The sequence below is a fragment of the Vibrio sp. 1F263 genome (genome assembly GCF_041439035.1).
In the GTDB taxonomy this organism is placed as follows: Bacteria; Pseudomonadota; Gammaproteobacteria; order Enterobacterales; family Vibrionaceae; genus Vibrio; species Vibrio tasmaniensis_A.
This window is the reverse complement of sequence record NZ_JBGONI010000018.1, coordinates 32,993-55,717: the sequence shown is the minus strand read 5'-3', so window position 1 is coordinate 55,717 and position 22,725 is coordinate 32,993. Positions and strand designations below refer to the sequence as shown.

Annotated in this window: 23 protein-coding genes; 7 read left to right on the top strand and 16 right to left on the bottom strand. The window is 44.1% G+C overall.

Annotated elements, in window-relative coordinates; translation table 11 throughout:
- Window positions 1-87: 87 nt before the first annotated feature.
- The 13 genes from lpxA to rpsB form a co-directional block, all read right to left on the bottom strand.
- Window positions 88-876 (bottom strand): acyl-ACP--UDP-N-acetylglucosamine O-acyltransferase, encoded by a 789-nt coding sequence (gene lpxA / locus ACED25_RS13030; RefSeq protein ID WP_371695426.1) that lies wholly within the window; start codon window positions 874-876, stop codon window positions 88-90.
- A 1-nt stretch (window position 877) separates the two neighbouring features.
- Complete coding sequence (fabZ, locus tag ACED25_RS13025; protein ID WP_009847408.1) at window positions 878-1,330, bottom strand: 3-hydroxyacyl-ACP dehydratase FabZ; 453 nt, start codon at window positions 1,328-1,330, stop codon at window positions 878-880.
- A gap of 93 nt (window positions 1,331-1,423) precedes the next feature.
- Entirely contained in the window at window positions 1,424-2,455 is a 1,032-nt protein-coding gene (gene lpxD / locus ACED25_RS13020; protein WP_371695425.1) for a UDP-3-O-(3-hydroxymyristoyl)glucosamine N-acyltransferase, read from the bottom strand.
- 5 nt (window positions 2,456-2,460) lie between these two features.
- Complete coding sequence (locus tag ACED25_RS13015) at window positions 2,461-2,961, bottom strand: OmpH family outer membrane protein (protein WP_009847410.1); 501 nt, start codon at window positions 2,959-2,961, stop codon at window positions 2,461-2,463.
- 27 nt (window positions 2,962-2,988) lie between these two features.
- The gene (gene bamA, locus ACED25_RS13010) at window positions 2,989-5,394 is read right to left on the bottom strand and encodes an outer membrane protein assembly factor BamA (protein WP_012604598.1); all 2,406 of its coding nucleotides are present in this window, start codon (window positions 5,392-5,394) and stop codon (window positions 2,989-2,991) included.
- A 48-nt stretch (window positions 5,395-5,442) separates the two neighbouring features.
- Window positions 5,443-6,801: a sigma E protease regulator RseP gene (rseP, locus tag ACED25_RS13005; protein ID WP_102249087.1), complete on the bottom strand. Its 1,359-nt coding sequence runs from the start codon at window positions 6,799-6,801 to the stop codon at window positions 5,443-5,445.
- Window positions 6,798-8,006 carry a 1-deoxy-D-xylulose-5-phosphate reductoisomerase gene (gene ispC, locus ACED25_RS13000; protein WP_371695424.1) on the bottom strand — a complete coding sequence of 403 codons (1,209 nt, stop codon included), beginning with the start codon at window positions 8,004-8,006 and terminating at the stop codon, window positions 6,798-6,800. Before ispC ends, rseP begins: the two co-directional genes overlap by 4 nt.
- 51 nt (window positions 8,007-8,057) lie before the next feature.
- Window positions 8,058-8,900 (bottom strand): phosphatidate cytidylyltransferase, encoded by an 843-nt coding sequence (locus ACED25_RS12995; RefSeq protein ID WP_065679076.1) that lies wholly within the window; start codon window positions 8,898-8,900, stop codon window positions 8,058-8,060.
- A gap of 16 nt (window positions 8,901-8,916) precedes the next feature.
- Window positions 8,917-9,669 (bottom strand): isoprenyl transferase, encoded by a 753-nt coding sequence (locus ACED25_RS12990; RefSeq protein WP_009847415.1) that lies wholly within the window; start codon window positions 9,667-9,669, stop codon window positions 8,917-8,919.
- Between the two features lie 98 nt (window positions 9,670-9,767).
- Window positions 9,768-10,325 (bottom strand): ribosome recycling factor, encoded by a 558-nt coding sequence (gene frr, locus ACED25_RS12985; protein ID WP_009847417.1) that lies wholly within the window; start codon window positions 10,323-10,325, stop codon window positions 9,768-9,770.
- A 98-nt stretch (window positions 10,326-10,423) separates the two neighbouring features.
- On the bottom strand, window positions 10,424-11,155 hold the full coding sequence (gene pyrH, locus ACED25_RS12980) for a UMP kinase (protein WP_009847418.1): 732 nt from the start codon (window positions 11,153-11,155) through the stop codon (window positions 10,424-10,426).
- 156 nt (window positions 11,156-11,311) lie between these two features.
- Window positions 11,312-12,157, bottom strand: a complete 846-nt coding sequence (gene tsf / locus ACED25_RS12975; protein WP_009847419.1) for a translation elongation factor Ts — start codon at window positions 12,155-12,157, stop codon at window positions 11,312-11,314.
- 137 nt (window positions 12,158-12,294) lie between these two features.
- Window positions 12,295-13,026, bottom strand: a complete 732-nt coding sequence (rpsB, locus tag ACED25_RS12970) for a 30S ribosomal protein S2 (protein WP_009847420.1) — start codon at window positions 13,024-13,026, stop codon at window positions 12,295-12,297.
- A gap of 457 nt (window positions 13,027-13,483) precedes the next feature.
- Here rpsB and map point away from each other — a divergent pair, with 457 nt between their 5' ends.
- The 3 genes from map (at window position 13,484) to ACED25_RS12955 (ending at window position 17,725) form a co-directional block, all read left to right on the top strand.
- A complete protein-coding gene (gene map / locus ACED25_RS12965) occupies window positions 13,484-14,362 on the top strand; it encodes a type I methionyl aminopeptidase (protein ID WP_012604605.1) in 879 nt (292 codons plus the stop codon).
- Window positions 14,363-14,501: 139 nt separating this feature from the next.
- Entirely contained in the window at window positions 14,502-17,123 is a 2,622-nt protein-coding gene (glnD, locus tag ACED25_RS12960; protein ID WP_065679078.1) for a bifunctional uridylyltransferase/uridylyl-removing protein GlnD, read from the top strand.
- Window positions 17,124-17,341: 218 nt separating this feature from the next.
- The gene (locus ACED25_RS12955; protein ID WP_004734354.1) at window positions 17,342-17,725 is read left to right on the top strand and encodes a DUF3461 family protein; all 384 of its coding nucleotides are present in this window, start codon (window positions 17,342-17,344) and stop codon (window positions 17,723-17,725) included.
- A gap of 161 nt (window positions 17,726-17,886) precedes the next feature.
- Here ACED25_RS12955 and truC read toward each other — a convergent pair whose 3' ends face one another.
- Both truC and ACED25_RS12945 read right to left on the bottom strand, forming a co-directional pair.
- Window positions 17,887-18,636 carry a tRNA pseudouridine(65) synthase TruC gene (gene truC / locus ACED25_RS12950; protein ID WP_009847423.1) on the bottom strand — a complete coding sequence of 250 codons (750 nt, stop codon included), beginning with the start codon at window positions 18,634-18,636 and terminating at the stop codon, window positions 17,887-17,889.
- Window positions 18,636-18,950 (bottom strand): YqcC family protein, encoded by a 315-nt coding sequence (locus tag ACED25_RS12945; RefSeq protein WP_012604609.1) that lies wholly within the window; start codon window positions 18,948-18,950, stop codon window positions 18,636-18,638. Before ACED25_RS12945 ends, truC begins: the two co-directional genes overlap by 1 nt.
- A gap of 87 nt (window positions 18,951-19,037) precedes the next feature.
- Here ACED25_RS12945 and ACED25_RS12940 point away from each other — a divergent pair, with 87 nt between their 5' ends.
- Complete coding sequence (locus tag ACED25_RS12940; RefSeq protein ID WP_371695423.1) at window positions 19,038-20,078, top strand: DUF3549 family protein; 1,041 nt, start codon at window positions 19,038-19,040, stop codon at window positions 20,076-20,078.
- Window positions 20,079-20,162: 84 nt separating this feature from the next.
- A complete protein-coding gene (locus tag ACED25_RS12935) occupies window positions 20,163-20,471 on the top strand; it encodes a DUF3301 domain-containing protein (RefSeq protein WP_009847426.1) in 309 nt (102 codons plus the stop codon).
- Here the strand turns inward: ACED25_RS12935 and ACED25_RS12930 are convergent.
- Window positions 20,437-20,955, bottom strand: a complete 519-nt coding sequence (locus ACED25_RS12930; protein WP_009847427.1) for a GNAT family N-acetyltransferase — start codon at window positions 20,953-20,955, stop codon at window positions 20,437-20,439. The two genes, ACED25_RS12935 and ACED25_RS12930, sit on opposite strands and share 35 nt — an antisense overlap.
- Before the next feature lie 768 nt (window positions 20,956-21,723).
- On the opposite strand from ACED25_RS12930, the gene ACED25_RS12925 reads away from it, so the two are divergent.
- Window positions 21,724-22,011 carry a hypothetical protein gene (locus tag ACED25_RS12925; protein WP_009847428.1) on the top strand — a complete coding sequence of 96 codons (288 nt, stop codon included), beginning with the start codon at window positions 21,724-21,726 and terminating at the stop codon, window positions 22,009-22,011.
- A 38-nt stretch (window positions 22,012-22,049) separates the two neighbouring features.
- Window positions 22,050-22,493 (top strand): YaiI/YqxD family protein, encoded by a 444-nt coding sequence (locus tag ACED25_RS12920; RefSeq protein ID WP_009847429.1) that lies wholly within the window; start codon window positions 22,050-22,052, stop codon window positions 22,491-22,493.
- The last annotated feature ends 232 nt before the right edge of the window (window positions 22,494-22,725 follow it).

Sequence of the window (22,725 nt, the reverse complement as noted above, 5' to 3'; positions counted from 1 at the left end):
TAACGAGTAGCGATCTTTTTGTTATACCAATCTAACGAGGTAACTATTGTCATACTCATATTGATTGGTACATAACCACATCAAGTATTAACGAATAATACCGCGCTCAGAGCTCTCTAGCATTTCTAACATAGGAGTTACCGAAGCAAACTCTTTCGCCATTTCAACTAAAGCGGCTTTCGCTTCTTCAAGTGTTTTGCCTGAACGGTATAACTCTTTGTACGCTTTCTGTAATGCTCGAATTTCTGGTTTCTCAAATCCGTTACGCTTCAAGCCCACTAGGTTGAGGCCGAATGGAGCGGCATGATTACCCTGTGCAAGCACGTACGGCAGTACATCTTGAACAACCGCAGAACAGCCGCCAATGTAAGCGTAAGCACCAATTGAACAAAATGGGTGAATAGCAGAAAGCGCCATAACACCAGCATAATCGCCAACCTTCACGTGACCGCCAAGGATAGCGTTATTACCAATGTGAGTGTGGTTTCCAACGATTACATCATGCGCTACGTGAGCATTTACACAAAGTAAGTTGTCGTCACCAATCACTGTGGTTGCTTTGTCTTGAGTTGTACCACGGTGGATCTGAACTGCTTCACGAATCACATTACGGTCACCGATCACAACAGTCGTGTCTTCACCACCGTATTTCTTATCTTGGTTTTCTTCTCCAATCACTGCGTGTGGGAAGATTCGGTTTTGCTTACCAATTGTCGTGTGACCTTTGATCACAACATGCGACATCACTTCAGTGTCGTCACCAATTGTCACGTTACCAGCAATGTAAGTGAAAGGACCAACCGTCACGTTAGCACCGATAGTTACATCACCTTCGATTACTGCTGCCGGGTGAATTTTCGCTGTTTCATGAATCATATTAAAACTCTCTACGAGCACATTTAAGTTCAGCTGAACATACAACTACGCCGTCAACTTTCGCTACACCGTTGAACGATGCAATGCCACGACGTTCTTTTAAGAACTCAACTTCGATAACCAATTGGTCACCAGGCACTACTGGCTTGCGGAACTTCGCTTTATCTACGCTAGCAAAGTAGTAAAGCTCATTACCAGAAGGAGCACCAAAAGATTTAAATGCTAGAAGACCTGTTGCTTGCGCCATTGCTTCTAAGATCAACACACCTGGGAATACAGGAAGTTGTGGGAAGTGGCCTGTGAACTGAGGTTCGTTAACAGAAACATTCTTAATCGCAGTCAGTGTTTTTTCTTTTTCAAAGCTAGTCACACGATCAACCATTAAGAATGGGTAGCGATGAGGTAATAGTTCCTGAATTTCAGTAATGTTCATCGTTGTCTGTTCAGTAGTCAAAGTCGTATTCCTATGTATATTCTTTATTTAATGAGAAGGATTATAAACGAAAAAGACTCGCTGTACGCGAGCCTTTTATTAGAAATGCTGGAATTATGATTCCGCGCTGTTCTCGATAAGTTTTTCAACGGTTTTCAAACGCTTGTTCATTTCATCAATACGATGAACTCGCGTTGCTGTTTTACGCCAATCTTTATTTGGCTGCAAAGGAATACCTGAAGAGTACATGCCTTTTTCGGTGATACTGCGCATTACCATCCCCATACCGGTGATTGTAACGCCGTCAACGATTTCTATATGACCATTAATCACACAACCGCCACCAATAATACAGTACTTACCTATCGTTGTGCTGCCGGCGATGATAGTACCACCTGCAATAGCAGAACCATATCCGATGTGAACATTATGAGCTATCTGAAGTTGGTTATCTAAGATAACGTTATCTTCAATAATAGTGTCATCTAATGCGCCACGGTCAACGGTAGTACACGCGCCGATTTCTACGCGGTTACCAACACGAACTGAACCGACTTGCGGGATCTTAACCCACTCGCCTTTCTCATTCGCATAACCAAAACCATCGGATCCAATCACTGTACTAGATTGAATCAAACATGCTTCGCCAATCACCACTTCATGGTAAACACTTACGTTAGCCCAAAGCTTAGTACCTGCGCCAATTTTTGCATTTTGACCAATAAAGCAACCAGCACCGATAACGACGTCATCACCAAGCACTACGCCAGTTTCAATCACAGCATTGGCACCAATAGACACATTTTGTCCAATGGTCGCGTCGCCTGAAATTGAAGCAGAATCAGCAATACCCGTAGCTGGCGCTGGCGTGGAATCAAGCGCTTGAGCAACCTTAGCAAAAGCAACATAAGGGTCGCTGACCACAATAATGTTGGTCTTACACAGTTCACGCTCGCTCTCTTTAACCATAATAGCGGATGCTTTACAGTCACCAAGGTGCTTGCTGTACTTCACGTTCGAAAGGAACGTAATATTTCCTTCTTGCGCTTTATCCATAGGAGCGACTGCTGAAACGGTAACTGCACCGTCTCCGTGTAGCTCTCCACCGGTAATCGTTGCCAATTCGGCTAAGGTCAGATTCTTCATAAAACTTATTTCAGTGATTTAATTACTTTTTCAGAGATGTTGTATTCTGGCTTACCGTACTGCAGAGCTTGAATATCAACGATCATGTCGTAGCCTTCTTTCTCTGCAACTTTAGTTACAGCATCTTGAATTACTTTGAATAGCTTCTGCTTCTCTTGTGCTTCACGACGTTGGCTTGCTTTTTCTAGTGCTTGAGCTTTGATTTTGTATTTGCTGTCTAGTTGGCCGACTTCAATACGAAGTTTCTCTACTTCATCAGGCCCTAATAGCTCACCATCACGCTTAAGCTTTTCAATCTTAGTCTTAGCTTCAGCTTGGATACTTTGAAGCTCAGCAGCTTTATCTTTGAACTCTTCCTGCATTTTTTGAAGAACAACTTCACGCTGAGGTAGAGCCTGGAATACTTGTGCAGTATTTACATAGCCCACTTTTTGCGCAGCTTCAGCCGCTGTTGCAAAGAAAGAAGAGCTAAGAACTACAAGGCCTAAACCTGCTGCTTTAATCATATTTTTCAAAATATTGTCCTTTAAAGATTAGAAAGTTCTACCAATGGTGAATGTGAAGAATTCTTCGTCATCGCCTTCGTAGATTTTGATTGGTTTCGCTAGAGAGAAAACCAATGGTCCCATCGGTGACATCCACTGAAGAGCGGCACCATAAGATGAACGGTAATTTGTTGGGTCAGAGTAATCGTAGTAGTACTGTTGACCGCTATTCGGTGCGCCACGGTCTACGAATTCGGTATCCCAGACACTTGCCATATCGAAGAACACGCTAGTTCGAATCTGACTGCGCGCTTCATCAGAAGCAAACGGTGTTGGTACGATTAACTCTACGCTAGCCAAAGCAACCGCATTACCACCAACCGAATCATCGGTTGCAGAATTGTACGTCGGGTTGTTGCCCGTGCTATTTCCGTAAACAGCTTTTGGACCAGCTGAGTTAGAACCAAAACCACGTAGTGTTGTAAAACCACCCGCGTAGTAGTTTTCGTAGAATGGGAACAAGTTATCATTACCATCCGTTTGACCATAACCGTTACCATAGCCTAATCGACCACGCATCAATAGTGTGAACTCATGCTTTTTAGTCAACGGAATGTAATGTTTTACATCGTATTGCGCTTTGAAGTATTTAGCATCCGAACCAGGTACTGTCATTTTCGCGAAAGCACGTTGGTGGTTACCTTCAGTAGGGAAGAAGCCACGGTTAAGGTTGTTGCGCGTCCAAGAGATATTGATATCGAAGTCATCGGTTAAGATATGCTCATCACCGTATTGGTCAATACTTCTCGCAAACTGTTCAACTTGAATATAGGTAGGAACGTTACCGATCTTGTTGTGCGTATAACCAAAACCAAACTCGAGACGGTTCAGCTCATCCATAGGGAAACCCCATGTTAAGCTCGTACCATAACTTTGGTTGGTATAATCGACAATACCCGCTTCAGAGGCTTCAAATTCGTTGTAGAAGATTTTGCCGCCCATACTCACGCCATCAAGGTTCCAGTATGGGTCGCGGTAGTCTAAGCTCACATTCTTTTGGTAATCGTTCATCATGGCGCTTACGCCAACACGGTTACCAGAACCTGCAAAGTTATCTTGCTGTAAACCAACCTGGAAGCTGACACCCGATTCAGTACCGTAGCCAACACCGAAGTTGACGCTACCCGAGTTCGCTTCCTTAACGTTGTAAACCAGATCCACTTGGTCTTCACTGCCAGGAACACGTACCGTTTGCACATCAACCGTTTCAAAAAAGCCTAAACGGTTAAGGCGGCTCTTACCTGTATCAATCGACTTGGAGTTCAGCCAGCTGCCTTCCATTTGACGCATTTCACGACGCAGTACTTCATCTTTCGTTGAGTTGTTACCCGTGAATCGAATATCACGAACGTAGATACGGCTGCCCGCTTCTACATTGATAACCAACGACACTTCTTTGGTCTCATCGTCAAATTCAGGAATAGTACGAACTTGTGGGTACGCATAGCCAGATTCGCCTAGAATTCGTTTCACGCTCTCTTCTAAAGACGTTACAGAAGAACCGTTATATGTATCGCCATCTTCGAATGGCACTAACGCTTCGAAGTCAGCCTCGCGGCCGATAAGCTCACCACGGAAAGAGACATCTTTAACGGTATAAGCTTCGCCTTCGTCTAGGCCTAGCGTGATGTAAACACCTTTCTTATCAGGAGAGATCGCAACCTGAGTCGAATCTACCTTAAACTTAAGGTAACCACGGTCAAGGTAGTAAGATTTCAACGCTTCGATATCACCAGCCAGTACTTGCTTCTGGTATTTTTCATCCGCAAGGAAATTCCACCATGCAACATCAACGTTCAAGTTGAAACGACTAAGTAGATCAGCGTCAGAGAAAACTTCGTTACCGATAAAGTTAATTTGCTGAATCTTAGCGGACACGCCCTCAGTAAACACAAACTTAAGGTCAGAACGGTTACGAGGCAGAGGCGTCACTACGGCTTTCACTGTCGCGTTGTACTTACCAACACTGTAGTAAAAATCTTCAAGGCCCTTCTCAATGTTACTCAGTGTAGTACGGTCAAGGGCTTCACCTTCACGAACACCAGATGCATCTAGGTTCTGCTGAAGTTGTTCTTCTTTGATCGCCTTGTTACCTGAGAATGAGATGCTTGCGATGGTCGGTCGTTCTTTGACTTGAACAACTAAAACATCATCATCGCGAAGGACTTTAACGTCCTCAAAGTTGCCTGAAGCATACAGTGCACGAATGATCTCAGATACATCGCCGTCATCCACTTCATCGCCAATACGTACTGGCATTTTCAGTAGAGCTGCACCAAGTGCAACACGCTGTAAACCTTCGATCTTGATATCTTGAACTACAAAGTTTTGTGCTCCGTTCGCAGCCACACTAGTGGCCAATAGACTTGCGAACAGAATTTGCTTAATCGCCATACTTATTCTAATTATTCCTTGCTACTACCAATGCCTGTGAGAAACCATTCACAGACGAGTAAAATCATTAAATATTGCCAGAGCCATCAAAGAGAAGAGGATTGCGCCTCCCACTCTGTATCCCATTTCTTGAACTTTTTCAGGTACAGGTTTACGAGTAACGGCCTCAATAGCGAAAAAGAGCAAATGTCCGCCATCAAGCATAGGCAGCGGAACTAAATTAATAATACCCAAGTTAACACTAATCAGAGCTAAAAAACCTAAGAAGTAAACCAAACCGTAATCGGCGGTTGCCCCTGCGCCTTTAGCAATTGAAATTGGGCCACTCAAGTTATTTAAGCCAACATCACCAACGATAAGCTTCTTAAGCATTGTCAGTGTCAAACCTATGATTTGACCTGTTTTATCAAATGCTTTTCCTACAGACTCAATTACACCAAATTGTAACTCAAAGCGATAATCTTCTGGCCATTCTGCGACTTCGGGAGCAATACCCGCATAGCCGATTGTAGAACCATCAGAAAATTCGCGACTATTCGGCGTCATAACCAATGACCGCTCAACACCATTTCGTAATACGACAAGGTCCAAGGGCATCATTGGGTGTGAACGGATTAATTCAACAACCGACTTCCACTGTTCAATAGGCTGACCATTAATTTCGACAATTTTGTCGCCAGATTCTAGCCCTGCAGAATAGGCAGCACCGTCATCAATAACTTGAGCGAGCACTGTCGATATCTCTGGAGAATACGGTCTAAAACCAAGCGTTGTCATTGCTGACTCAGTTTCTGGGTTGAACGACCAGTCAGAAATATCCAATGTTATCTGTTGTTCAAAGCCGATGTCGTCTTGAGAAGAAACCGTTACAGTCATGGACTCATCACCAATATGTGATATCAAACCCAAGTTTACTGATTCCCAATCTGCGGTTTTGATTCCTGAAATAGATTTAAGTTCCATTCCACTTTCAATTCCGGCTTGTGCCACGATAGATTGAGGTGTTACCTCTCCAATCACAGGCTTAACCGCTGGTACACCAATCAAAAAAACCAGCCAATATGCGAACACGGCAAATATAAAGTTGAATGCTGGACCTGCACCCACAATTGCTGTTCGTTTCCACAACGGTTTCTTATCAAAAGCGTATTGCTGTTCGTCTTCAGAAAGATCATCAACACGACCATCAAGCATCTTAACGTAGCCGCCCAATGGAATGACAGACAAGCTGTACTCTGTGCCATCGCGGCCAACTTTACTCCAGATCGATTTACCAAAACCAATCGAGAATTTTTCTACTTTCACACCGCAACGACGAGCAACCCAGAAGTGTCCAAATTCATGAACAGCGACCAGAATACCAAGCGCTACAATAAAGGATGCGAAGTTCCACAGAATTCCACTCATGCTAGCTGCTCTTTTATAAATTGAATGGCTATTTGACGAGACATATTATCGAGCTCGAGAAGGCTTTCCAAGCTATCTAAGCCCTCAGAGTTATGTTGTTCACATACTTTGTTCATAACATGCTCGTTAATGATAGCAATATCGGTAAACTTCACTTGATTGTTCAAGAAAGCATCGACTGCAATTTCGTTTGCCGCATTAATCGCTGTTGTTGCATGCTGACCCAAATAGCACGCCTCAATGGCTAATCTCAAACATGGGTAACGAGTTAAATCGGGCTCTAAGAAGGTAAGCTCGCCCACTTTGGTGAAATCCAGAGGCTTAACACCCGCTTCTGTGCGTTCAGGATAAGACATCGTCAAAGCGATTGGCGTTGCCATATCGGGTTCGCCCATTTGAGCGAGCACCGAGCCATCCTTGTACTGAACCATAGAATGAATCACAGACTGAGGGTGGATAATGACTTTGAGTTGCTCTTGAGAGGCATTAAATAACCATTTCGCCTCAATGTACTCTAAGCCTTTATTCATCATAGTTGCTGAATCGACAGAGATCTTAGGGCCCATTGACCAGTTTGGGTGTGCAATCGCTCGTTCTGGTGTTACCGACTCTAGTTCTGCAACGTCTGTATAACGGAAAGGACCACCCGAACCAGTCAAAAGAATATGGTTGATACCGTTCTCTTCTAAATCACAACGGCCTAGGTTAGTTTGTACGTTTTGAGGCAAGCATTGAAAGATAGCATTATGCTCACTGTCGACAGGAAGCAGTTCAGCGCCGTACTTGTCTACGGCATCGATAAACAACTGTCCAGACATCACCAACGCTTCTTTGTTAGCCAGCAAGATGCGCTTACCAGCCTTAACCGCTGACATCGTAGGAAGCAAACCTGCCGCACCCACAATCGCAGCCATTACCGTGTCCACTTCATCTAGAGAAGCGATCTGACACATGCCTTCAGAACCAGAAAGAACTTTGATGTTTGGGTAATTCGTAGACAATACTTCAGTCAGCTTAGATGCTGCATCAGGGCAAGCCATAGCAACATAGCTTGGTTGCCACTTTTCAACTAACGCCAGCATCTTTTCAACATTCGAGCCTGCAGCCATTGCTACGACCGAATAGAGTTCTGGGTTTTGTTCAACGACTTTTAGTGTACTTGCACCAATTGAGCCGGTAGCGCCAAGGATAGTTAGATTTCGCATCACATATGACCGTAGAAATGTAATAAAGGGCAGAATCACTGCCCTTTTTTATTAGAATGCTAAATAAAGCAGAGCAAAGACAGGGAACGCAGCCGTTAAGCTATCTATTCTATCAAGTATACCACCATGACCAGGAATCAGATTACTGCTGTCTTTCACCCCAGAAACACGTTTAAACATGCTTTCAACAAGATCACCAAGAACAGAAATAACGACGGTCACAAGAGTAATAACAATCATGTGGAGAGGACTTGTGAATTGGATATCAAACAAGTCAGCAAAGATCCAGGCCACGATCACTGCTGTAATGATACCACCAATAAGACCTTCAATCGTTTTATTAGGACTCACCGCAGGGGCCATCTTGCGCTTGCCAAAGCTCTTTCCTGAAAAATAAGCACCACTGTCGGCAGCCCACACGATCAAGCAAACGAACATTACCAATTTTGCGCCGTGGTAAGGATCAACATCGATACCGTTCGCACGTAAGATAACCACACTCCAGAAGAATGGTAGCAAAGTCAGCACGCCAAATGCGTGACGAAGAATTGATGAGTCTTTCCATGCTGGCATAGACTTAGGATAAGTCACTGCCATACCACTCGCGATTACCCACCAAATTGAACCAATCGTTAGAATGGCGTAGTGAGCACCCGATAAGTTATTAAGGCTAAATGCATCAAAAGGTATAAAAGCAAAACTTGCAGCACTTACCACAACTGTTGGAATCAACGCTAAATAACGTGATTTGCTTTCAACAAACTGAGTCCACTCCCAAAAACCCAGTAGCGAGATTACCGCTAGTGAAAGAATAAACGTGGGAAGTGATAACTCGAAAATACCTAGAATAACTAGGGGAGCTAAAATCAACGCCGTAATAATTCGTTGTTTCAAACCAAAAAAATCCTTATTAACTGTCCATCAGAGCTTTAATTTGCTCACCGGTGCATCCAAAACGACGCTCGCGATTTACAAACCAAGTCACAGCTTCTACTAAGCTGTCTTCATTAAAGTCTGGCCAGAATTGTTCAGTGAAATACATTTCGGCGTAAGCTAATTGCCAAAGCATAAAGTTACTAATGCGGCACTCGCCACTGGTGCGGATAAGTAGATCGACTTCTGGAATATCTGCCATCGTCAGGTGCTGTGTAATCATAGCTTCATCAATGTCTTCTACATTAATATCGCCAGACTTAACCTGTTGAGCAATCGAAGTCATCGCTTGCTGGATATCCCACTTACCGCCGTAGTTAGCCGCAATATTAATAACCATACCCGTATTGGTGCTAGTCAAAGCTTCCGCTTCTTCTATTTTCTTTTGTAGTCGCTCATTAAAACGACTTTTATCACCAATAACACGAAGTTGTAGATTATTTTTATGAAGCTTTTTTACTTCACTCGACAGCACTGAAATAAACAGTTCCATCAAAAGACCCACTTCTTCTTCAGGACGACGCCAATTTTCACTACTAAAAGCAAAAAGAGTTACGGCTTTAATGCCAAGTCTGGCAGCTGAAGATATGGTTTTTCGAACGGCTTGAACGCCATTTTTATGACCAAAGACACGAGGCTTACCCTGAGCTTTTGCCCAGCGACCATTACCATCCATAATGATAGCAATGTGTTTAGGAAGAGAGTCTGTGAACGCTTGAGAATTATGCATAAAAGAGTGAATCAAATTCTAATAGTCGAACAGAATAGCATAAAAAAACGCTGCACCGTGAGTACAGCGTTTTTCCTGAAAGAAAAGAATATGGAAAATTAAACTTCCATCAACTCTTTTTCTTTAACAGCTAGAACTTCGTCTACGTTCTTAACCGCAGCGTCAGTTAGCTTTTGAATTTCGTCTTGTGCTTTACGATCTTCGTCTTCTGAAATTTCTTTGTCTTTAAGAAGCGCTTTTAGATCGCCATTCGCGTCACGACGGATGTTACGAATAGCAACACGGCCACCTTCAGCTTCACCACGAACGATTTTAACTAGGTCTTTACGACGCTCTTCCGTAAGTGGTGGAAGTGGAACGCGAATAACCGTACCTGCAGACATAGGGTTTAAGCCTAGGTCAGAAGTCATGATTGCTTTTTCAACAAGAGGCGTCAGTGTTTTATCAAACACTGTAATTGCTAGTGTACGTGCGTCTTCTGCAATAACGTTAGCTACTTGAGTCAAAGGCGTTGGTGCACCGTAGTACTCAACAGTAAGACCAGAAAGTAGGCTCGGGTGAGCACGGCCTGTACGGATTTTTTGTAGGCTGTTTTTTAGTGCATCAACACTTTTTACCATGCGCTCTTGAGCGTCTTTTTTGATTTCGTTAATCACAATTTCACCTTGATTATGTTCTTTCTTCAAGAAAGCTTTTTATTTGGAGTGATAAGGATAAGCTTACCGAAGCATTATACTTCAGTAAGCCCGAAAAATTAGTCAGCGTCGCTGATTAATGTACCTTCAGTTTCACCCATAACCACGCGACGTAGTGCGCCTGGCTTATTCATGTTAAATACACGGATTGGCATTTTGTGGTCACGTGCTAGCGTAAATGCGGCCAAGTCCATTACTTTCAATTCTTTCTCAAGAATTGTGTTGTAAGACAACGTATCATACAACTCTGCGTCTGGGTTTGCTACTGGGTCAGCAGTAAATACACCATCTACTTTTGTTGCTTTTAGAACTACGTCAGCTTCGATTTCGATACCGCGTAAACATGCAGCAGAGTCTGTAGTAAAGAATGGGTTACCAGTACCAGCAGAGAAGATCACAACACGACCTTGACGTAGTTGGCTGATTGCATCTGCCCAGTTGTAGTCGTCACATACACCTTTAAGAGGAATTGCTGACATTACACGTGCGTTTACGTAAGCACGGTGTAGTGCGTCACGCATAGCAAGGCCGTTCATTACCGTTGCCAGCATCCCCATATGGTCACCAACAACACGGTTCATACCCGCTTCTGCTAGGCCTGCGCCACGGAAAAGGTTACCACCACCGATAACAACACCAACTTGAACGCCTAGTTCAACTAATTCTTTTACTTCTTGAGCCATACGATCAAGGATCGTTGGGTCAATACCAAAACCTTCTTCGCCTTGTAGCGCTTCACCGCTAAGTTTTAACAGAATACGTTGATACGCTGGTTTAGGGTTCGTAGTCATGGAGCTTACCTTCCAAAGAGTTGATGATTAACAGTCATGGATAAAAACTGAAGAGCTCAGTTTGCATTCATAACAGCTAAAAGCCGGAAATAATTCATTATTCATAAAAAGACCGCAGCATTTGCCACGGTCTCTTTTCAAACAATACGCTAAGGATTAACCTTTTTGTACCGCTGCAACTTCGTCTGCGAAGCTCATTTCAGCTGCTTTCTCGATACCTTCACCAACTTCTAAACGAACGAAGGTAGTAACTGATGCGCCTTTCTCTTTAAGAATGTCAGCAACAGTTTTCTTAGGTTCCATGATGAAAGCTTGACCAGTAAGAGATACTTCGCCCGTGAATTTCTTCATACGGCCGATAACCATTTTCTCAGCGATCTCTTGTGGTTTGCCTTCGTTCATAGCGATTTCAACTTGAACAGCTTTTTCTTTTTCTACTACGTCAGCAGGTACGTCAGATGGGTTAACGTACTCAGGCTTAGAAGCAGCAACGTGCATAGCGATGTGCTTAAGCGTTTCAGCTTCGCCTTCACCAGCAACAACAACACCGATTTTCTCGCCGTGACGGTAAGAAGCTAGTGCAACACCTTCAACAAGCTCAACACGACGGATGCTGATGTTCTCACCGATCTTAGTTACTAGAGCGATACGTGCGTCTTCAAACTTAGCTTGAAGTGCAACGATGTCTAGACGTTCAGCTAGAGCAACTTCAGCAACTTCGTTAGCGAATGCAAGGAAACCTGCATCTTTAGCTACGAAATCAGTTTGGCAGTTCACTTCAAGAAGAGCAGCAACGCCAGCTTCTTCTTTAATGATGATTGCGCCTTCAGCAGCAACGTTACCAGCTTTTTTAGCTGCTTTCGCTGCGCCAGATTTACGCATGTTTTCAATTGCTAGCTCGATGTCGCCTTCAGCAGCAACAAGCGCTTTTTTACATTCCATCATGCCCGCAGCTGTGCGTTCACGAAGTTCTTTAACTAGAGCTGCAGTTACAGTTGCCATTCTCTATTCCTCAGTAAATTCTAAAAAAGATAAAAAACAGGGGCCTAATTAATTGGCCCCTGATATTGACTGTATTCAGTTCTTAAGCCATCGATTATGACCGCTTAATATGAACTAAATATGGCTCAGAGCCGCTATTATTCAGCTTCTACAAAACCGTCTTTTTCAGCAGCTACAGCAGCAACATCTTTGTTACGACCTTCTTTAACCGCGTCTGCAGCAGCGTTTAGGTAAAGCTGTACTGCACGGATTGCATCATCGTTACCAGGGATAACGAAGTCAACACCGTCTGGGTTAGAGTTAGTATCAACTACAGCGTAAACTGGGATACCTAGGTTGTTTGCTTCTTTAACTGCGATGTGTTCGTGATCAGCATCGATAACGAATAGAGCGTCTGGAAGGCCGCCCATGTTCTTGATACCACCAAGAGACTTCTCTAGCTTCTCCATTTCACGAGTGCGCATTAGAGCTTCTTTCTTAGTAAGCTTGTCGAAAGTACCGTCTTGAGCTTGCGCTTCAAGTTCTTTCAGACGCTTGATAGACTGACGAACAGTTTTGTAGTTCGTTAGCATACCGCCTAACCAGCGGTTGTTAACGTAGAACTGGTTGCTGTTGATAGCAGCTTCTTTAACAGCTTCAGATGCAGCGCGCTTAGTACCAACAAAAAGAACTTTACCTTTCTTCTCGCCAACTTTAGCGATTTCAGCTAGAGCGTCGTTGAACATTGGTACAGTTTTTTCTAGGTTGATGATATGTACTTTGTTACGAGCACCAAAGATGAATGGCTTCATTTTTGGGTTCCAGTAACGAGTTTGGTGACCGAAGTGAACACCAGCTTTAAGCATATCGCGCATTGATACAGTTGCCATTTTAAAATCCTCTATGGGGTTAGGCCTCCACATCCCCCATGAATCCGACCCCTAACAACTAACCACTTTTCAGCCGTTATCTGTGTTGTTGAGGCACCCCGGAACATGTGTCGGAATGTGTGTGATTTAAAGAAATAAGTTAGTGGACACAAAGCTTGTTTCGCCAATTGGAGAAAACAGTCCTGATGTCCGGCGCGCTTTATACCATATTTTGTCTATCTATGGCTAGAAAAAAATCCAAAAATGGCGACTGCTATACTATAGCCTATTAGCGGATTTCACCGATAAATCGCGGCCTAATCAAATCGATTCAGCATCGTCTTACAGCGCAATATCGGCTTAAGTTAAGCAGTATCCACCAGCATTGTATGGATATGGGAATGTTGCGCTAAAATGCTGCACTGATAGAATAGCCCCAATATGCACACTTAGGTGCTACCAAATTAAGAGATATGCAATGGCTGTAAAAATTAAAACTGCTGAAGAAATTGAAAAAATGCGCGTCGCCGGCAAGCTGGCTTCTGAAATTTTAGAGATGATTGAACCTCACATCCAAGTGGGTACAACGACAGAAGAGCTTAACCAAATCTGTCACGAGTACGCTCTAGAGAGAGGCGCATACTCAGCACCACTTGATTACCACGGTTTCCCTAAGTCTATCTGTACGTCTATCAACCACATCGTGTGTCATGGTATTCCAGCATCACAAGATGAGACTGGTAGCACAGGTCAATTCAAACCTGCAGTATTGAAAGATGGCGATATTCTAAACGTTGACATCACTGTGATTGTTCCTGATGACGAAAATGCAGACCTAAGCACTCGTCCGCAGGGTTACCATGGTGACACATCTAAAATGTTCCTTGTGGGTGAAGTTTCACCAGCAAACAAACGTCTATGCATGGTTGCTCAAGAAGCACTTTATGAAGGCATGCGTCAGGTTAAACCAGGCGTTCAACTTGGCCAAGTTGGTACTGCTATCGAGAAGTACATCAAGACAAACAACAAGAATAACCCACGCGCTAAGTTCTCTATTGTAAAAGATTACTGTGGTCACGGCATTGGTTCTGAGTTCCACGAAGATCCACAAGTCGTTCACTACAAAAACAGCGATCGCACAGTGCTAAAAGCAGGCATGTGTTTCACAATCGAGCCAATGATCAATGCTGGTAAATTTGGTTGCCGTCTAGATGACGAAGATAGCTGGACAGTATACACAGCTGACAGCAAGAACTCGGCTCAGTGGGAACACACATTAGTTGTGACTGATACAGGTTGTGAAGTACTAACACTACGCAGCGATGATACGATTCCACGTATTATGAAGAACGCTTAGTTCAACAAACTGAACACCTCAGACTTTTGAAAATATCCTCGCATTGCCGAGGATATTTTTTTATCCGCTCAATTTCGATTTTGCATCAGCTTCTGTTAAATTGTTTACTATTCTCATTTGCTTGCACGGATAGCAGACTATGCCTTATCAATGCCCTATTACGTTCAATGACGAACAACTTGAAATCTGCGAATTAAAAAATCAGCTCGAAATCTTCACGCAGTATCAAAAGAGCGAATTTCTAAATCATCATCCAGTTACCGATTTGGTTCTGCTGCGCTCCGAATACATGGATTTGCTTCTCAATCGTTTATGGGAACATTTCGGATTTAGCAAACTGCCACATATCGCACTGGTCGCAGTAGGCGGCTATGGCCGTGGTGAACTACACCCTTTATCCGACATTGATATTCTCATCGTCTCGCAAAAAACTCTGCCACCAGCACTAGGTGAGAAAGTCAGTCAATTCATCACCCTATTGTGGGATTTGAAGCTAGAAGTCGGCCACGCAGTGCGTACCATTGCCGAGTGTCTTGAGATCGGCATCGATGATTTAACCGTTGCGACCAACTTGCAAGAGTCACGTTTACTATGCGGAAGCGAAGACACCTTTCAAGAGTTAAAGCTAAAGATTCATTCCGATTCATTTTGGCCAAGTGAGACCTTCTACAAGGCGAAGATTCAAGAACAGAGAGAGCGTCACGCTCGTTATCACGACACAACTTACAATCTAGAGCCGGATATCAAATCAACTCCGGGCGGACTCAGAGACATCCACACCCTAAGTTGGGTAGCACGTCGCCACTTCGGTGCGACTTCTTTGTTAGAAATGAGCAAGTATGGCTTTCTTACCGATGCTGAATATCGTGAACTCGTGGAGTGCCAAGACTTCTTATGGCGCGTTCGCTTTGCATTGCATATTGAACTGCGCCGCTACGACAATCGTCTTACCTTTGCGCATCAGGCTCAAGTAGCCGAACACCTTGGTTACACTGGTGAGGGCAATCGCGGCGTAGAAATGATGATGAAGGAGTTCTACCGAACACTTCGTCGTGTAGCAGAGCTCAACAAAATGCTGCTTAAGCTGTTTGACCAAGCAATCATTAACGGTGGTCAAACACAAGAAGCCGAGATTCTCGACAATGACTTCCAACGTCGAGGTTCATTAATCGAAGCGCGTAAGCCAGCCCTATTCCAAGCACGACCAGAAACGATTCTCGATATGTTTATCCATATCGCGAATGACTCGACGATCGAAGGGGTAAGCCCCCCAACATTACGACAACTGCGAACGGCGCGTCGCCGATTGAACCGCTTCTTGCATACCATTCCTGAAGCTCGTGACAAGTTCATGGATTTAGTTCGCCACCCCAACGCACTGCACAAAGCTTTTAGCTTGATGCATAAACTGGGCGTGCTATCGGCGTACTTACCGCAATGGAGCCAAATTGTCGGCCAAATGCAGTTTGATCTGTTCCACGTTTACACCGTGGATGAACACAGTATTCGCCTGCTCAAGCACATTAACCGCTTTAGCCAAGTAGAGAACCACGACAAACACCCAATTTGTTGTGAAGTGTACCCTCGAGTTCAGAAAAAAGAACTCCTGATCCTAGCCGCAATCTTCCACGACATCGGAAAAGGCCGTGGTGGAGACCACTCCGAGATCGGTGCTGTTGAAGCTTACTCTTTCTGTATTGAGCATGGACTATCGAAGCCTGAAGCCAAACAAGTTGCGTGGCTAGTACAAAACCACCTGTTAATGTCAGTGACCGCTCAGCGCCGTGATATCTACGATCCGGATGTGATTACCGAATTCGCCAAAAAAGTTCGCGATGAAGAGTCACTTGAGCTGCTGGTTTGCTTAACTGTCGCTGATATCTGTGCAACCAACCCAGAGCTCTGGAACAGCTGGAAACGTACCCTACTCGCAGAGCTATTCCATTCTACGCAGCGAGCACTGCGTCGCGGCTTGGAAAACCCAGTCGATGTCAGAGACCGTATTCGTCACAATCAACAAATGGCATCTGCACTGCTGCGTAAAGAAGGTTTCTCCGCTCGTGAAATTGAAGTGTTGTGGCAGCGTTTTAAAGCTGACTATTTTTTGCGTCATACACACACTCAAATTGCTTGGCACTGTGAGCACCTACTTCGCTTAGAAGATCCGAGCCAACCTTTAGTACTTATCAGCAAAAAAGCAACACGAGGTGGTACAGAGGTATTCGTATACTGTAAAGACCAAGCGGCACTTTTCGCAACCGTTGTTGCCGAGCTCGACAGACGTAACTTTAACGTTCACGACGCACAGGTCATGGTCAGTAAAGATGGTCACGTTTTGGATACCTTTATCGTTCTTGATCAGCATGGTGAAGCGATTGATGAAGCAAGACACAAAGCCGTTGCGAAACATCTAACTCATGTTCTAGCTGATGGCCGTCCAACTAAGATTAAGACACGTCGCACGCCTCGAAACTTGCAGCATTTCAAGGTGAAAACTCGGGTTGAGTTCCTACCAACTAAGAGCAAGAAGCGCACCTTGATGGAATTGAGAGCTCTTGACACACCGGGTTTGTTGGCTCAAGTCGGCGCAACCTTTGCTGAGTTAGACATCAATTTGCACGGCGCTAAAATTACCACCATCGGCGAACGTGCAGAAGATTTGTTTATACTGACCAGTGACGCGGGAGGAAGGTTGTCTGAAGAGCAAGAACAAGCCTTAAGAGAAAGATTAACCGAGCACGTTTCAGAACTCGCACCTTAGAAAGCTAATTTAGAGCTAGAAATAAGTTGTGACGAGGAAACAAGTTTAGCTCTAGGAGCTGCTTTAATAGCCAAATAAGTGTGGGCAAAGATAGAGAGCGATCTTGCCCACAACTTACAATCAATTCACAGATATCAACTATCTAGCTCGTCGTTAGGCTGCTACATTGATCAAGTCAATTACATAAAAGTATTACATTCATAACCTAGAGGTCGCTTATGTATCCAAACCTCACTGGCTTAGGTATCCACGAACCTAAACAGATTGAACGTTACTCCCTTCGCCAAGAAGCGCACAAAGATATCCTGAAGATTTACTTTCGTAAGCAGAAAGGTGAACTGTTCGCGAAAAGCGTTAAGTTTAAGTACCCACGACAAGTAAAAAGTGTGCTTGTTAGCGGCGGCAATAATCAATACAAAGAAGTGACCGAGATTAACCGCAACCTCACTCTTGTGATTGATGAACTCAACAAAATCACCAAACCGACGCCAACGGCTGAGGTGGATGTGAAGCAGAAGATCCTTACTGACTTACGCCATCTAGAAAAAGTGGTATCAAGCAAGATCGCAGAGATCGAAGCCGATCTAGAAAAACTTAAATGATCCCGCGATTAACTGTTAGCGATTAACGATTAACTAACCTACATTAGTTATGCCGTTAAGGTCGCACAGACATCAAAAAGGGCTGATATCACTATCAGCCCTTTGTTTTTATTCTATTTTCTCTATTCACTTAGACTCGCGATTGCTTAAACACGCGTGACTTACTTCGACAAGCAAGTTTGAGCATCGATTAAGTTGGCATCCCACTCAAAAGTTTCAAACAACCTTAACCACGTTTCATCTAAGTTCGCCTTCATCACCAATTCTTCTTTAGTGAAAGGATGAATGAAGCGCAATTCAGAAGCATGCAGCAACAGACGGTGTGAGTCTAAATCATCACGGAACAGTCGGTTATGCTTACCATCACCATGTGAAGTATCGCCCACGATTGGGTGTCTTAGATGAGCCATGTGACGACGCAGCTGATGTTTACGTCCTGTCTTTGGCATCATCTCAACTAAGCAATAACGACTGGTAGGAAAACGGCCTGTTGAATACGGCACTTCAACTTTAGCTAACGGCTCGTAAACAGTGACGGCTTCTTGTGGTTCTTTATCTTCTTTCGCGAACTTATCGGCGATCTTATCCAGCTCAACCTTAAGCGCATAATCGAGCGTATCGCCCTCTTCTATCCAACCACGCACAATCGCATGATAGGTTTTTTGCATCTCGTGGTTGGCGAACATCGGCATCACCTCAGAGGCAACTTCACTCGACAGAGCAAACACCAATACGCCAGACGTTGGACGGTCTAAGCGATGCAGAGGAAATACGTGCTGACCAATTTGGTCGCGCAGAGTCTGCATCACAAACTGAGTCTCGTGTTTATCCAACCATGAGCGATGCACTAGCATACCCGCAGGCTTATTCACCGCGACAAAATACTCATCTTGATAAATGATCTCTAACATTACGCGCATACCTCATCAATGCTCTGAATCGTCACTAGCAGCTCAGCTTTGTCTGCCTCATTTTTCCACACTTCACCAAAATAAGGATGAATCGCAAAGCCTTTCGGTAGGCTCATTTGGGCATCCATCATTGCGTTGATCTTTACGATAAAGATCCACTGCAACCACTCTTCTGGCTGTAGCGAGTCAATCGCAAAAGGCTCAACGCTCGCCAAAGCTTCATCCGAAGGCGAAACATCACTCCATAGCGAACATTGGCGCATTTGTTGTTCTAATTGTTGAAGTAAAAGAGGTAACTTTGTGGCTGCTGTCATTTTTCACCAAGTTATTTATCTAGTGACCTTGAAATTGGGGCATAGAGTACCATCTATTTAGGAAAGAAAGTTAGGAGCTTTATTACTATGGAAACGATTCACACGCTCACTCAGTTGCTAAAGAATAGCGGTTGCCAATACGATATCTACGACCTAGGTCGTCGTATCCAGAAGATCGACAATACCCTATTCTCTGACGTTGAGCAGGGGAAACAGCCATACCCGTTTCCACTTCAAAAACAAGCTCACTTAGCGATTAGCTACTGGAACGAACACAAGCAACCTTGGATCTGGTTCCTAAAATTCAAACTCGATGAAAGAGGCTTACTGCATCAAGGGGATGTGGGTAATTTTCTTAAGTTTGTTATCGAAGCGATGGGCACGCGTTTGAACGGTGACATCAGCGAAGAGCAACAGCAAAAGCTGTCAAACAACCCTTATACCTTCAAGCCTTCAGAAGACAAAATGGCCGTATTTCATAGCCAAGTAAGAGCAGGGTTAGACCTAGCGACGAGCCAATATTACGAACACGCTCAACACTACTTCACTGGCGACCTAGGTTGGGACAACTGGAAAACCGTTGGTCTTCAAGGCATCACCGATATGTGTGCTCGCTTAGGCAGTCAGCAAAACGGTGTCGCTATTCGCAAGGCATTGAATAAACTGCCATCAGAGCCGCTATACGCAACACTAGGGGCGCTTGAGCACACGCAAATCAATGACAAACTCGCGCAACGCTTACAAGAGATGGCAAACAATGAGATTAACAGTCAAGAGCCGGATCTGTTCTTACTGTCAGCTTTGGTTCGTGCCCTTTCCGGTGCAGAACAAGGGATCGCGAATAACATCATTAACCAAGTTCTCGCGAGTCCACGCTTGAGCCACCAAGAAGTGTTGATTGGTTTAGCGGGTCGCAGCTGGCATGCGCTACAAGATCCAGCGATTGCCGAGCAATTCTTGTTGCGCCTCGCACAAACAGGCAACCAAAACCTGTTCAATCAGTTATTTGCAGATTTAGTGATGATTCCGACACTAAGAATGGTATTTTTGCCGTTGTTGAATTCGAACCCATCACCAGAACTCGCAAACGCATTGATTGAGTTACAACAAGCGGCTAAGTCGCAATAAAAACTAGACAGAACAGCTCAGTAGCTCGTAACAACGAGCTCAAAACACAATTGGAATAGAAAGATAAAAGGAAGTATGGACTAAATGATAGATAACTTAGTGGCTATTTTGATGCTGTGCTTCTTTTGCTTTCTGTTTTGGCAGCAGCGCAGGCAATCCGAGCTTGCGAAAGCTGCCATTGCGAGAAAGTGTAAAGAGCTCGACTTGCAGCTATTAAGCGTTGCCTTCAACGGTCATAAACTTAAGATGCGCCATGAACTCACGACCATTTGGCGCTGGCATACTGTGTACCATTTTGAATTTTCGGCATTAGGTGATGACCTATACCAAGGAAAACTGACCATGGTCGGCTTCCGCTCTATGCGGTTTGAGCTACAGCCTCATAGAATGTAACGTCGCAGTGCGCGTTATAGCTATATTCATGATAAGGGCCAAACGAATCTTGTTTGGTTTCCTTAAATTCAAACCCTAGTTTTTCTAATAACTTAATCGATGGGTTGTGGCCGACATTCACAGTCGCAACAACATTCGTTAGGCGCTCTTCAAAACACACCAAACTTAAAAATGGTTTTAGCACCTCACTAGCAAAGCCGCGATTCCAATACTCTTTATCCAAAATAAAGCCAAGCTCATGCCTACCCTCTTCTGATGAAATAAAGACATGCCCAAGATATTCACGGGTTTGGTTGTGGATGATAGCGCGGCAGAAGCCGACGTTGTCTTGCAGTATCTCTTGAAATAAGAACTTCGCAGAGGCAATAGAGTGCGGCCCATTCATTTCAGAACGATTAACGGGGCAGCAATTCAACTTGATAAAGTCGTGTTGTAGCTGTTCGGTATAAGGTACCAACAGCGTTCTTGAGGTTGCTATCGTCATAAAACACTCCTTGTGTTGACCATTAGCAGAAAAGCAGATGTCGCGATCTTAGATAAAAGCTCCTGAATTAAAGAGCCCCCTAGAGAGAAGAAAAGCCTCAGATAAAGAAAAGCCCCGACACCGAAGTGTCAGGGCTAGGGTCTTACTCGCAGCAGTCCGGCTACTAATAAATGCTCCATGCATCATCCATAATAGTGGCTGTAATCCTTCAGCTCTTTCCTTTACTTCGCCGTCCTAGCGGTGTCCAATCATCCTGAAAGCTAACAATCCTAGTTAGCGCACATCACTTGTTCCGTGAGCGGTGTCCTTTACATCGTCCTGATGCTAATCCAACCCTTTAAATCCTAAAGGTGTCCATTGTCATTCCGTTGCAGCTAACTTCCTGTTAACTGACTGTATCCCTACAATGTCCTTACGCTCCATGCTTGACTACTCAATCCTAAGTAACCAAATCTTCATCCTGAAGATAACCAAATCCTTGGTGCTTTCCTGTTCCGTGTCAGAATCCTTCCGACAAGGTTTAATTTACGCGATTTACGATTTGGGACAATAGATTTGCATCACACTTTGAATTCATAAAAGTTGTTAATTATATAAAACAACAAAAAATCAACCACTTAATCATATGCACCTCAATCTCTCTAGCGATGTATTCGTGTTATCTCACAACCTTTGTAAGAGATCTCTCACAAGCTATGGGCGGTTTTATGATTCGCTATCACTCACCAGAGCGAGTAAAATGGCTGAAGACTAAAAATGGAGGTCAACATGCTGACAAAAGATGTGTCTGAAGAGTTGAAATCAGTGCTTGAAGGACTGCAAGCACAAGGGAAAGAGCCTACAGTTGCTTTAGTTAAAGCTCGTATGAGTACATCGGTTCCGATGCCCGCTTTAATCACAACCATCAAGAGCTGGAAAAGCGCGAATCGCGTTCCTAAAGTTGAAGTCGCGACACAAGAAGAGCCAGCACTCGATCGTGTTAGCCAACTGGAAAAGCAAATCCTTGAACTTACCACCCGCGTTGCCACGCTAGAAGCCAAGTTAACGGAACAATAAGTTAACTGAGCAATAAGCTAACAGAGAAATAGAACACTATGAAAATATGGGTTGATGCGGACGCTTGTCCCAAGGTTATCCGAGAAACAATCGTACGCGCAGCTGAGCGCACAGGGGTCGAATGTACCTTTGTCGCGAACCATTTGGTTCCCGTTCCCAAGCGTAATAACATTCACTCAATTCAAGTCCCAAGCGGATTTGATATTGCAGATGATGAAATCGTAAAACGCACTGAACCCGGTGATCTCGTGATTACATCCGATATCCCTCTCGCCGATGAAGTGATCACCAAAGGTGGTCAAGCACTTAGCTCTCGTGGCGAGCTCTACACCAAAGAAACCATCAAAGCGCGCCTGAACATTCGTGACTTTATGGATACCATGCGTTCAAGCGGCATCCAAACGGGTGGACCAAGCGCCCTCTCACAGACCGATCGTCGTGAGTTCGCGAATCACCTTGATCGCCTGCTAGCAAAGCGATAATCATTAAGAAACATTGATATTCGTTCATAGCCATAACCGTGAACCTGTAGATATGTTTGTCGACATACTCCGTTCTTGTTACTTAACACTTGATACTAAGTGTTACTTTAACGGAGTATTGATGATCCATCTTGCCACCATCTCTTCTTTTTAAATCATCCCAATTTTCTACACTCTTTCAGATCACTTTCCGTGATTGGTACACCATAATTTCGATCAAAAAAAACCTGCA